This is a genomic window from Sphingomonas sp. ABOLE, assembly GCF_003950455.1.
In the GTDB taxonomy this organism is placed as follows: Bacteria; Pseudomonadota; Alphaproteobacteria; order Sphingomonadales; family Sphingomonadaceae; genus Sphingomonas; species Sphingomonas trueperi.
Window position 1 is genome coordinate 1 of the sequence record NZ_QQWY01000071.1, and the last position, 10,305, is coordinate 10,305.

Consider the following 10,305-nt stretch of genomic DNA (forward strand, 5'->3'; position numbering starts at 1 on the left):
CCTCTTTGGCCCCATCGGCTACATTCCGCCTGCCGAAGCCGAAGCCAATTACTATGCAGCCCTTGAGAACCTCAATATGGCTGCATGACTCAATTGAGCCTGCCTCCGGAAAACCCGGGACGCTTCAACGGGACATGTTGACCGACTTGCCCGTCCCTCTCTCATTTCCACGAAGCGCGAGGACTACGCCCGAGAGGAATTGGTTGCCGAGCTAGGGGCGGCGTTCGTCAGCGCGACCATCGGCATCAAGCTTCACGACCGTGAAGACCACGCCGCCTATCTGGCGAGTTGGCTACAGGCCCTGCGCAACGACAAGCGGTGCATCTTCACCGCCGCCCGCCTAGCCCAGGACGCGTCCGACTGGCTCTTGAGCCGCATGGCCGTTGAGACGGCCCCTGAACTGGACGCGGCGGCGCGACTGGCCTATGATCCCAAAATCACGACCGTCGCCATCATTGACGGCGGTGAGCGCCACCATTTCAATCAGCCGCTACTTTCGGGGTTGCCGACGTGCAAGCCAGGTCCGCATTTCGGCGATCTCGCGCCTTTGGGTTGCCACCACTGCGGCCGCGAGGCGGCGCACGGCGGGATCTCGGCCATACTTCAATTCGATTTCAGCCATCGCGATAGCGCCTTCATGATGGGGAATCATCGCGCGCATAAAATCGGCGTCGGCATCACCCGTGAAGGCTACGTCCATATCGCCATGCATCTTGGCATTTGCGGCCCGGTAGGCCCGCGTAGCGGGCGGCTCGTTTCGCGAGCCTGACACGGCACCAGTTGACCCATGCTGGGTATGCTGTGCCTTCGCGGAAAGCGGGGTTAAGACAGCGGTCATTGCCAGCATCAGCGCGAACGGCCTGTTGCTTCCGATCATTACGATTCTTCTCCAGTGATAGTGATTCGGTTCATGGGGCGGGCGAAGGTGGCTCGCTTCAGCGTCCGGACTGCCGCCCCGCCGCCGCGTCGAGCTCGGCCACGGCCTGCGCCGCGGCCTCGCAGTCGCTGCCGGTCTCTTGGCCCCGCTCGCAGCGTGTGACGACCAGTCTCGCCTCTTCCGCGTGGAAGCGGAAATAGCCGGCGTCGCGTGGTTTAATCAGCCCGCATCCGGACAGAACGATTGTCGCGACAACGGCGATGATCGCCTGCTGCTTGCTGTTCCCCATTATGTCGATCCTCTCCATATTCCGGCCCAACGCCACTTCCCTCCGTTGCGACGCCATGCGTGAAATCCGCTGCGGTGAAGCCATCCAACCCACTTGATGAGAACGATCGCGCTGGCTGGCGAGATCAGGCTAAAGGCACGAGCGAAGCGTGTGATCCGGACAAGCATCGAAGCCGCCATGAGCCAAAGGCCGGCAGGAAAGGCGGGCAGCAGGTCAGCCATCAATGGCCACCCCTTGATCGCCCGAAAGTCGCGACCCGCCAAAGATACCAGATGACGGCCAGCGCGAGCACGGCGTTGCTGACCGGCTCGATGAGCTATAGCGTTCGCCCAGCTCATAGCCCGCCAGCACGAGGATAACGGTCCATATGGCCGAGCCGGTGAGCGTCGAGACCAAGAATGGACCAAGGGGCATCCCGCTGACCCCTGCGGGCACCGAAATCAGGGTCCGGACTCCCGGGACCATGCGCCCGAACAGAACCGCCCAACGACCGTAGCGGTCGAACCAGCGGTCGACATGATCGACCTCGCCGGGCGTCAACGTCAGCCATCGGCCGTGGCGGGAAGCAAAGCGCTTCAATCGATCGATGCCGATCCAGCGGCCGACATAGTACCACAGCACTGCCCCTGCAGCCGATCCGAGGGTGCCGGCGATTGCCACCACCCACAGCGAGCCGCGCCCCTGCGCAGCGGTGTAGCCGGCAAGTGGCAGGATCACTTCCGACGGGATCGGGGGAAAGACGTTCTCCGCCAGCATCAACAGGAAGACGCCAAAGCCGCCGAGTGACGCGAGGATCGATGTTATAATGTCGAACACAAGCCAGCCTCGTCAGAAGATCCAATAGGAGATCGCGCAAATCACGAGCAGGAGGGCGACGACGGACCCAACGATCCGATTTTCCAGGCGCGGACATTCGACGTTCCTGATCCGCACGGCGACCTGCCAAGCGGGTCGAACCGGACACCGCCACGAACCTGCGGCAATCCGATCCAGCTCGGCATCCGACAACCCGAAGAACGATTTTGCTTCACCGCGCGATCGTCCCGCCAACCCCATCACCCGCAGCACCACGTCGCTCCATGCGACATCGATCGCGCTCGGCCGATCGACCATCGTGCCGCGCGCGTCGCCGCCCGCCCACGAAGGGGACAGCAGGCCGATGATCTGGTGGGGATTGCGCTCCAGCAGCGTCGCCCAGCGCAGCAAGCGATGTTGGCGGTCACGCGCCGCGATGGTCCTTGCCGGTGCCCAGCGCCGGGTAAGGGATCGCACAGGCCGCATCCATCGGCTCGCCCAAGGGCTCGTCATCGGCTCGCCGAGCTGCCGACGTCGCCATTGGTGGCGCGCTTGAGCGGACGAGAGCAGCGCAGGGTGAGGAAGGTGGTAGCGCTCAGGATGAAGGCGATGTCGTATAGGCCGTAGCCCACGGCCGCGCCGAGCGCGCCAGTCGCCCACAGACTGGCCGCCGTCGCTGTGCCTGACGTCTTGTCGCCCTTCTTCAGAATCGCGCCGCCCCCGATGAAGCCGACACCCGTAATCAGACCTTCGAGCAACCTGGCTTGCGCTGGAGACGTGCGGCCGAGGATCGCAATGCCCACCAGCACGAAGCCGCAACTGGCGATGGCAACCAATGGGAATGTACGGATGCCTGCGCTGCGGGCGTCCTTCTCGCGATCCCAGCCAACAGGAAGGGCGAGCGCGTAGGCGACGGCGAGACTGATGATATGGGTGGTTATCTCCCACCACGAGCTTTGAAACATGCTGGCCTGCCTGTTCTACGCGATTGCTCCAGATCGGAGGTAAAGGGGTAAGGTCGGGCCGAGAGTCCCACAGACGTTCAGGCCCAAGGCGGGGATCGCGAACATCGGCGATCCCTACCGGTGCAGACATGCGATGATGGCAGTCACGACGGCGGTGGTTTCCGCAACGTCGCGCACTCTCACCGTATCGAGGCCAATTTCAGCGGCGGGATAGTCATTCCCACCGGGGAAGATCGCATCGCCGATGAACAGCATCCCGTCGAGCGGGACGCCGCTTTCAGCACTCAAGCGCTTCAGGCCATAGCCCTTGTCCACCCCTGCCCTGGTCACGTCGATCGATGTCGTGCCACCTAGATTGATCGAGAGGTCCGGCAGCGTCGCGCGCAACGTGGCCTGCAACGCGGTCCGCTTCTTTCGGTCAGGATCCCACGCTTCCTTTTCCTTTAGCGGCGCTGCCTGCCCCAGCCCCGAAAAGGTAATCTGGCTGCCCCGGTCCTCAATCCGTTCGCCCCAGATACGTTCGTCGGCGAGGCCGGCATCGGTCAGGGCCTGATCGAAGGCCGCGCGGATCGTCGCCTTCTCTGCATCGTCGAACAGCTCGGTATAGACTGCGCGCCAAGCGCCATTGATGAACCGATAGAGTTTTGTGCCTGTGGTCGGCATCAACCAGAGACGGTCAAGCGCGGCGCCGGCAGGAAGACGCGAGGCGACCTGCTTTTCGAACTGCGGCCAGTCCCCGCCCGAGATCACCGCCACATCCGTGACGGCGAGCAATCGGGCGAGGGTTGCGGCCATATCTTCCGATAGCGGCCGCTTGCTCTCGGCAAGCGTGCCGTCGAGGTCGAAGGCGATCATCCACTTCATGCTGCCTTCCCCGCCGGATCGCGGTAGGCGAGCAGCCTGAGCGCATTGATGACAACAAGCAGCGTTGATCCTTCATGAACCGCCACCGCTGGCCCAATACCGAGGCCAAGGATGGTGGCAGGAACGAGGAAGGCGACGACACCCAGGCTAACGAAGACGTTCTGCCGGATGATTCCACGCGTATGCCGGCTTAGGCCCACCGCGAATGGCAAGTGCGCCAGATCGTCAGCCATCAGGGCGACGTCGGCTGTCTCCAGCGCAACGTCCGACCCCGCCGCGCCCATCGCGATGCCGACCGTGGCGCTTGCCATCGCCGGGGCATCGTTCACGCCGTCACCCACCATTGCGACCTTGTCTTCGCCGGCGAGTTTCTTGATCGCCGCAACCTTGTCTTCGGGCATGAGGTCGCCCCACGCCTCGTCGATCCCGACATCGTTGGCGATCGCTTCGGCGACTTTCTGGTGGTCGCCAGAGATCATTATCATCCGCGACACGCCCATCTCTTGCAGCCGGCGCAGCGCGGTCTTTGCCGCTTCGCGGGGCGTGTCCATTAGGCCGATCGCGCCCAGGTCGCGGTCCCCCTTGCGGACCACCATCGTCGTGCGACCGTTCTCGCGCAGTTTCGCGATCGCGTTCTGCGCTCCCTGCCCCAGCGCCGGAATGCCCTCACTCCCGAACATCTCGGCCTTGCCGATCCAGACCGTCTCGCCATCCACGCTCGCGGTGACGCCCCGACCGGTCAGGCTCTTGAGGTCGCCGGCAGTCGGCACGGCACGATCGTTCAGTCGTTCGCGGCCGTCCTTGACGATCGCTTGGGCCAGAGGATGGTCGCTCAACGCTTCGACAGCGACGGCCAGCGCCAGCAGCTCGCCTTCGTCGGCGCCATCGACGGGCACGACATCGGTGATGCGCGGACGACCTTCGGTCAGCGTGCCCGTCTTGTCGAAAGCGATCGCCTTGAGCGACCCGAGGTTTTCGAGCGGTGCACCGCCCTTCACGAGCACGCCGCCCCGCGCTGCACGGGCAACGCCAGACAGGACAGCGCTCGGCGTTGCGATGGCGAGCGCGCACGGGCTTGCCGCCACCAGTACAGCCATCGCGCGATAGAAGCTGTCGCGGAACGGCTCGTCGACGACCACCCATGCGAAAAGCAGGAGCACCGACAGGATCAGGACAGCAGGCACGAAGATCCGCTCAAACCGATCGGTGAAGCGCTGCGTCGGCGACTTCTGCGTCTCCGCTTCGCTCACCATCTTCACGACCTTGGCGAGCGCGCTTTCATTGGAGCGGCGTGTCACCTCGATCTCGATCGCGCCGCCACCGTTGATCGTACCGGCAAAAACCCGGCTCTCCGCGTCCACTGCATCAGGCTTTGCCCGCGCCGCGGCGGCATCGGCGACCGGCACCTTGTCGACCGGGATGCTTTCACCCGTCACCGGGGCCTGGTTGATTGCGCTGTTGCCCTTGATGACGAAGCCGTCAGCAGGCAGGCGCTCGTTCGGGCGGACGATGGCAACGTCCCCAACGACCATTTGCTCGACCGGGATTTCGCTGGTCTGGCCGTCGCGTCGCACGGTCGCGGTTTCGGGCGCGAGCTTCGCCAGCGCCTCGATCGCCTTCTTGGCGCGTCCCATCGCGTAATGCTCAAGCGCATGGCCAAGGCTGAAAAGGAATAGCAGCAGCGCGCCTTCGGCCCATGCGCCCAGCGCAGCGGCGCCGGCGGCAGCGACCAACATCAGCGTGTCGATCTCGAACTTCTTCATCCGAAGGTTGTCGATCGCCTCGCGCAGCGTGAAGAACCCGCCGAAGAAATAGGCTGCGACATAGCAGGCCGTGGGCAGCCACTCCGGTGCGCCGGCAACCAGCCTCTCGATCGCATAGCCGATTCCCAGCAGCGCGCCGCAGGCAAGCGCGAAGATCAGCTCGGTATTGGGGCCGAGAAATTCGGCGTGGCTATGGTCGTGACCATCGCCGGGGCCGTGCTTCTCTTCGCCTGCGTCGTGGCCCCCGGGGCCGTGGTCGTGGCCGGCATGGTCATCGGCGGCGACCCGCTTGCCAACCCTCACCTGCAGCTTGCGAAGAGCAGCGCGCACTTCCTCTTCTGTGGTCTCTCGGCGATCATATTCGACCCGGACCGACCCGCTGGTGCTGGCGCTTGCCTGTACCACCCCGGGCAACGCGCATAGCGCATCGCTGACCGTGCGCGCCCGCCGTTCGTGACTGATCCCTGTCACCTGCCAGATCGCATGACCGTAGCGTTCAGTGATTTCGGCACCTGCGGCCCGCACCATTTCACGCAATCGCGGCAGCGGCAGCTTGGCGGCGTCGAAATGGATGCACAGGGCCGCCGGCGTGTCGCCGTCGAGGCAGATCACATGCGCCCGGTCGACGCCTTCGCGCTTCGACAGGGTTGATACGAGACGGTCCAGGCAAGCGTCGGCCGCGTCAGGAAGGTCCGGCAACAATACTGGAATATCGAGTTCGAGCTTGTCGTTCATGACGACCTCCTTTCGCTTTTCTTGGTTTCGGCGCTCGCGTCGCGCAGGATTTCGACACCGCCCTTGATGGCGATGATGGCGGTAGCGAAGCCGACCAGAAGGTCCGGCCAGTTGGTGCCCAGCCACAGCACCAGCACGCCCGCGATCAGGATGCCGCCATTGGAAATGAAGTCATTGAAGCTGAAGGTGGTGGCGGCCCGTAGGTTAACGTCCGGATCCTTGAGCCGCTGGAGCAGCCGCAGGCAGAGGTAGTTTACGACGCCGGCGATCGCCGACATGACCATCATGGTCGGTCCGATCGGCTCGCTGCCCTGAAGGTAGCGCCGGCCAACGTCGATCAATATACCGCCCGCGAAGATCAGCAGCATGACGCCCGAAGCGACCGCAGCGCGTGTCTTCCACGTCTGGCCCCGGGTTAGCGCCACAAGGCTCAACGCATACACGGCCGTATCGGACAGGTTGTGGACACCGTTGGCGATCAGGGCGCTCGAATCCGCGAAAAATCCTGAGACGAAGAAGCCCGCCGCGATTGCCGCGTTCAGCAGCAGGACGATCCAGAGGGTGCGACGCTCTTCGCCGCCATTATTGTCGTTGCTCGGGATCATCCCATGATCTCCTCGAGCGTTAGCAGGGCAAGGAACCCTACGAAGAACATCGAGCTGATGAGCGGGGTGTCAGGCTTCTCGTGCGCCTCAACCAGCAGCTCTTCCGTGACGAGGTAGAGCAGCGCCATCAGCCCAAAGCTCAGGAAGCCAGCGACCATTACCGGCGAGAGCGTGGCGACAGGAACGGCAGCGAGCGCGCCGATCGGCAGCAGCAGCGCCAAGGCCGAGACGATCACGATGATGCGCAGGCGCGAGCGATAGGTTTCCGCCAGCTCGTTGGTCAGTGTCAGACCCAGGAAGAGCACTTCGAGTGTCAGCGCGATCGTCAGCAGAAATCCCGCCTTCTCGCCCGCGACGAACGCAAGGCCGAGCACCAAGCCATCGACCAGAATGTCGATGCCGATCGCGGCGAGCAGCGCCATCGGCCCCTTGAAGCGGGCCTCGAAAGCCTTGAGACCCAGCATCGTTACGACGCCCGCCGCCCCGCCGATCAACGTCGCGCTGGGCGAAGCCTCATGCTTGACCTGCGGCAGGATTTCAGTCGCTGCCGCCGCAAACACGACGCCGGCAGCAAGATGCTGTAGCCCCGCCACGAGGCCAGGATTTAACTTGGTGCGGCTCGCGATGATCGCGCCGAGCACGACCGCCAACACAGGCGCAAGCGTGTAGAGCAATGCCTGCATATCCTATGATTCCTCCGGTGTTCGATGACAGACGCGGATCTTCCCGCGCTGCGTGAAGGCGATCGACCCGCCCGCCACGACTGCCCGCGACTGGTCGCCGCGAAATTCTTCGCCGGTCCGTTGCGCGTGCAGGATCTCGGTTCTGCCTTTGGGCAGCCAGGTGACAGCCATCTTCAGGCCGTCGTCGATGAAGTCGACATCGGCGCGCGATCCATCGTCGCAATACATGATGCGCTGCGCGATCAATCGAGGCGTCAGATGCTTTTCATGCGCCGGCTCGGCCGGTTCGCTTGGAGCGGGATTGCACGCCCCTACGACCATACCCGCGAACAGAACGGCGCCGATGCGCGCGGCTGTCAGGCCAGGCAGGTGCCGCAAGGCGCGCACCGCCCTCACCACAGCACGCCGTGATCGGGCGTCAGCGGCTCAGGGGCCGGTAGTCCCGCCGTCTGAAGAAGGTCGATCTCGATCGTGCGGCACATGGCCGTGAGTGGGACATCGTGGACGCTATTGGCGAACGGATCGGTCAGATCCTCGCCTATGCTCAGCACCGCGAGGAAGACGAGTCCGATCAGCGTCGATCCGATCGGCGTGGCAAGGCCCAGGGATTCGACCAGCGCGATCGGAAGCAGCACGCAGAACACGCGCGTGAAGAGGTTCGGGAAGAACCGAAAGCCATTGGGCAGCGGCGTATTCTTGATCCGCTCCATGCCACCCTGCGCATTGGCGATGTCGATCAGGACGCGCTCCACAGTTGCCTGCTGGATCTCGGTGATCCGACCTTCCGCGAGCGCGTCGGCGTAAATGCCCGATACGTCCTCCAAGAGCGCGTTGGCAGGGTTCAGGCGAGCGACCGCCATATCGGCGACGTCCGTTCCGGCGATCCGGGCAATGTCTTCATAGGGCGACTGTCGGCGAAGCTGGCAGCGCATCGAGTGCGCGAAGGCGATCTGCCGCAGGATGATGTTGTGCCGCGTCTCACTGCCCTCGGGTTCCCCCTTGGTCAGGCTGCGTGTGATCCTGGCCAGGCTGCGCGACGCATTGATGAGCGTGCCCCAAAGGGTTCGCGCTTCCCACCAGCGCGCATAAGCTGCGTTGGTCCGAAACCCCATGAAGAGCGCGATGGCAGTGCCGAACAGCGCCGTCGGCAAAGGCGGTTCCTTGATCGGGGTCATCATGTGGAATGCCGTCACCGCCACGTCCCACACGAACAGGATCGTGAGAGGCTTCCAAACCTCGATAATGATCTGCCTAAAACGTGGCCTCGCGCCGACTATCATATCAATTACGCCCTAAATCTCTTAGCGATCGTCATCCGATCGGCATGTTCATGATGTCCCGATGAGCGGACAGCAGCTTGTTCCGGACTTGCAGGGTCGCCTCGAAAGTAATGGATGCGCGGCTCTGGATGAGCGCGACGGTTGCAATGTCGGTGGTTTCGCCACGCTCAAATGCTTCGGTGACGACATCCTCTTGCTCTTGGGTCTCGTTGACCTTCGCGACCACGGCATTGAGGGTGTCGGCGAAGTTCGACGCCGGAGCGGTCGGCGTCACGCCGGGCGGTGCCGTCGGCTGCGCCTCACGCAAAGCGCGGCTTCGCGCGATCACTTCTGCCCGAATGACCATCACATTCGAGATCGACGTGTCAGACATCGTTTCTCTCCCGTTCCAGTGCGACGTGTCGGAAGACAGGACGGTTCATCGGGCGCCCTCCCGTTCGCAGATTCGGGTGCGGCCCTCGCCTTCCACGACGGTGAGCTGCGACCCCTTGAAGGTCGCGGTGGCTGTCTCGCCGACATATTGGAGGCTCTGCGCTGGCGCGGTCAGCGTCATGGGCACGGCGCTGCTGGAGCGCCGAAAATCGATCTGCAGGCCGTTGTCCTTGTAGTCGACGAACAGCGGTTCCCCGTCGGAACAGCGATAGGGATGGCGCCCCATTTCCCCGGTCGCCACGGCGCTGTCGGACGAATGGATTTGCTGCTCCGTTGGCGGGGCTGGCGGCTTGCTTTCCGTGCAAGCCGCCAGCCCGACAACGAGGATGAGGGCGGGCAGTACCCGCTTCAACGGCATCATCGCGCCTTCCTCCTGTAGCGGGAGGGGACGTGCTGACGATTGATCCCACGGGCAGGCTGACCCACCCGCCAGCGCAGATAGGTTGCGAGGCGATCGTCAGCCTCGATCATCAGGGACCGCAGACGACGCAACATCATCGCCGCGAACGGCAGAGACAGCGCCCCGCGCAGCGTGCAGCTATGTGTTAGCCTGGTGCCACCATCGTCCCCTGCCAGCTCGTACCGCTCTTCGAGCGTGAACAGATAAGGGATGCCGCACGACCAAGCGAAGGCGCGCGGCTTGTCGAACTGATCGACCCGGGCCGGCGTCCGAATTGGCCGGGTGATGCCCTGGATCGCGAAGGTACATTCCGTTTCGCCAAGCTGGCACGGGTTGTCGAGGAATACGAGCGGACTCCAAGCCCGACGATGATCCGGATCGGTGATCGCCGACCAGATCCGCAGTGGCCCGCCGTGAAGCATTGAGCTGGTTTTGGTGCGAGGCATATCCCCATCTCCCAGAGATGAGCGGGGCGATCGCGGATCGCCCCGCCCATCCATCAGGCCAAGTTGTTCACGAAGGTCTGACCGTGGTCGTCCCCTTCATGCTCCTCATTGTAGTGCTCGGGTTTCTCGATCACTTTCTGCCCGAACCGGGCATAGAGTGTCGGCAGCACG

At 63.8% G+C, this 10,305-nt stretch carries 13 protein-coding genes and 2 pseudogenes; 1 reads left to right on the top strand and 14 read right to left on the bottom strand.

Features of this window, described 5'->3' with window-relative positions; translation table 11 throughout:
- Window positions 1-139: 139 nt before the first annotated feature.
- Window positions 140-328: pseudogene (locus CA234_RS25305) on the top strand (zincin-like metallopeptidase domain-containing protein); the annotation flags it as partial.
- Between the two features lie 162 nt (window positions 329-490).
- Here CA234_RS25305 and CA234_RS23380 read toward each other — a convergent pair.
- The 14 genes and pseudogenes from CA234_RS23380 to CA234_RS23445 all read right to left on the bottom strand — a co-directional run bounded on the left by CA234_RS23380 (window position 491) and on the right by CA234_RS23445 (window position 10,134).
- Window positions 491-877: a DUF305 domain-containing protein gene (locus CA234_RS23380; protein ID WP_306305025.1), complete on the bottom strand. Its 387-nt coding sequence runs from the start codon at window positions 875-877 to the stop codon at window positions 491-493.
- Between the two features lie 58 nt (window positions 878-935).
- A complete protein-coding gene (locus tag CA234_RS23385; protein WP_241213668.1) occupies window positions 936-1,166 on the bottom strand; it encodes a hypothetical protein in 231 nt (76 codons plus the stop codon).
- Between the two features lie 220 nt (window positions 1,167-1,386).
- Window positions 1,387-1,982, bottom strand: a pseudogene (locus CA234_RS23390) (DedA family protein).
- A gap of 12 nt (window positions 1,983-1,994) precedes the next feature.
- The gene (locus tag CA234_RS23395; protein ID WP_019368200.1) at window positions 1,995-2,372 is read right to left on the bottom strand and encodes a hypothetical protein; all 378 of its coding nucleotides are present in this window, start codon (window positions 2,370-2,372) and stop codon (window positions 1,995-1,997) included.
- Between the two features lie 98 nt (window positions 2,373-2,470).
- Window positions 2,471-2,926: an MgtC/SapB family protein gene (locus tag CA234_RS23400; RefSeq protein WP_126002880.1), complete on the bottom strand. Its 456-nt coding sequence runs from the start codon at window positions 2,924-2,926 to the stop codon at window positions 2,471-2,473.
- Window positions 2,927-3,040: 114 nt separating this feature from the next.
- On the bottom strand, window positions 3,041-3,790 hold the full coding sequence (locus CA234_RS23405; RefSeq protein WP_066721786.1) for an HAD-IIB family hydrolase: 750 nt from the start codon (window positions 3,788-3,790) through the stop codon (window positions 3,041-3,043).
- On the bottom strand, window positions 3,787-6,288 hold the full coding sequence (locus CA234_RS23410) for a heavy metal translocating P-type ATPase (protein WP_126002881.1): 2,502 nt from the start codon (window positions 6,286-6,288) through the stop codon (window positions 3,787-3,789). The genes CA234_RS23405 and CA234_RS23410 overlap by 4 nt, the downstream gene beginning before the upstream one ends.
- Window positions 6,285-6,893, bottom strand: coding sequence for a cation diffusion facilitator family transporter (locus CA234_RS23415; RefSeq protein WP_126002882.1), 609 nt, complete (start codon window positions 6,891-6,893; stop codon window positions 6,285-6,287). Before CA234_RS23415 ends, CA234_RS23410 begins: the two co-directional genes overlap by 4 nt.
- Window positions 6,890-7,576, bottom strand: a complete 687-nt coding sequence (locus tag CA234_RS23420; protein WP_018251225.1) for a transporter — start codon at window positions 7,574-7,576, stop codon at window positions 6,890-6,892. Before CA234_RS23420 ends, CA234_RS23415 begins: the two co-directional genes overlap by 4 nt.
- 3 nt (window positions 7,577-7,579) lie before the next feature.
- Window positions 7,580-7,963: a hypothetical protein gene (locus CA234_RS23425; protein ID WP_126002886.1), complete on the bottom strand. Its 384-nt coding sequence runs from the start codon at window positions 7,961-7,963 to the stop codon at window positions 7,580-7,582.
- A gap of 5 nt (window positions 7,964-7,968) precedes the next feature.
- A complete protein-coding gene (locus CA234_RS23430; RefSeq protein WP_126002883.1) occupies window positions 7,969-8,856 on the bottom strand; it encodes a bestrophin family ion channel in 888 nt (295 codons plus the stop codon).
- Between the two features lie 31 nt (window positions 8,857-8,887).
- Window positions 8,888-9,229: a flagellar hook-basal body complex protein FliE gene (fliE, locus tag CA234_RS23435; RefSeq protein WP_126002884.1), complete on the bottom strand. Its 342-nt coding sequence runs from the start codon at window positions 9,227-9,229 to the stop codon at window positions 8,888-8,890.
- A 45-nt stretch (window positions 9,230-9,274) separates the two neighbouring features.
- Complete coding sequence (locus CA234_RS23440; protein ID WP_066721791.1) at window positions 9,275-9,649, bottom strand: hypothetical protein; 375 nt, start codon at window positions 9,647-9,649, stop codon at window positions 9,275-9,277.
- Window positions 9,646-10,134 carry an SRPBCC family protein gene (locus CA234_RS23445; RefSeq protein WP_126002885.1) on the bottom strand — a complete coding sequence of 163 codons (489 nt, stop codon included), beginning with the start codon at window positions 10,132-10,134 and terminating at the stop codon, window positions 9,646-9,648. Before CA234_RS23445 ends, CA234_RS23440 begins: the two co-directional genes overlap by 4 nt.
- Window positions 10,135-10,305: the final 171 nt, after the last annotated feature.

What these genes read in the sequence shown, in the direction of transcription:
- CA234_RS23380 (WP_306305025.1), bottom strand. Translation starts at nt 877, where the DNA reads ATGATCGGAAGCAACAGGCCGTTCGCGCTGATGCTGGCAATGACCGCT.
- CA234_RS23385 (WP_241213668.1), bottom strand. Translation starts at nt 1,166, where the DNA reads ATGGGGAACAGCAAGCAGCAGGCGATCATCGCCGTTGTCGCGACAATC.
- CA234_RS23400 (WP_126002880.1), bottom strand. Translation starts at nt 2,926, where the DNA reads ATGTTTCAAAGCTCGTGGTGGGAGATAACCACCCATATCATCAGTCTC.
- CA234_RS23405 (WP_066721786.1), bottom strand. Translation starts at nt 3,790, where the DNA reads ATGAAGTGGATGATCGCCTTCGACCTCGACGGCACGCTTGCCGAGAGC.
- CA234_RS23410 (WP_126002881.1), bottom strand. Translation starts at nt 6,288, where the DNA reads ATGAACGACAAGCTCGAACTCGATATTCCAGTATTGTTGCCGGACCTT.
- CA234_RS23415 (WP_126002882.1), bottom strand. Translation starts at nt 6,893, where the DNA reads ATGATCCCGAGCAACGACAATAATGGCGGCGAAGAGCGTCGCACCCTC.
- CA234_RS23420 (WP_018251225.1), bottom strand. Translation starts at nt 7,576, where the DNA reads ATGCAGGCATTGCTCTACACGCTTGCGCCTGTGTTGGCGGTCGTGCTC.
- CA234_RS23430 (WP_126002883.1), bottom strand. Translation starts at nt 8,856, where the DNA reads ATGATAGTCGGCGCGAGGCCACGTTTTAGGCAGATCATTATCGAGGTT.
- fliE (WP_126002884.1), bottom strand. Translation starts at nt 9,229, where the DNA reads ATGTCTGACACGTCGATCTCGAATGTGATGGTCATTCGGGCAGAAGTG.
- CA234_RS23440 (WP_066721791.1), bottom strand. Translation starts at nt 9,649, where the DNA reads ATGATGCCGTTGAAGCGGGTACTGCCCGCCCTCATCCTCGTTGTCGGG.
- CA234_RS23445 (WP_126002885.1), bottom strand. Translation starts at nt 10,134, where the DNA reads ATGCCTCGCACCAAAACCAGCTCAATGCTTCACGGCGGGCCACTGCGG.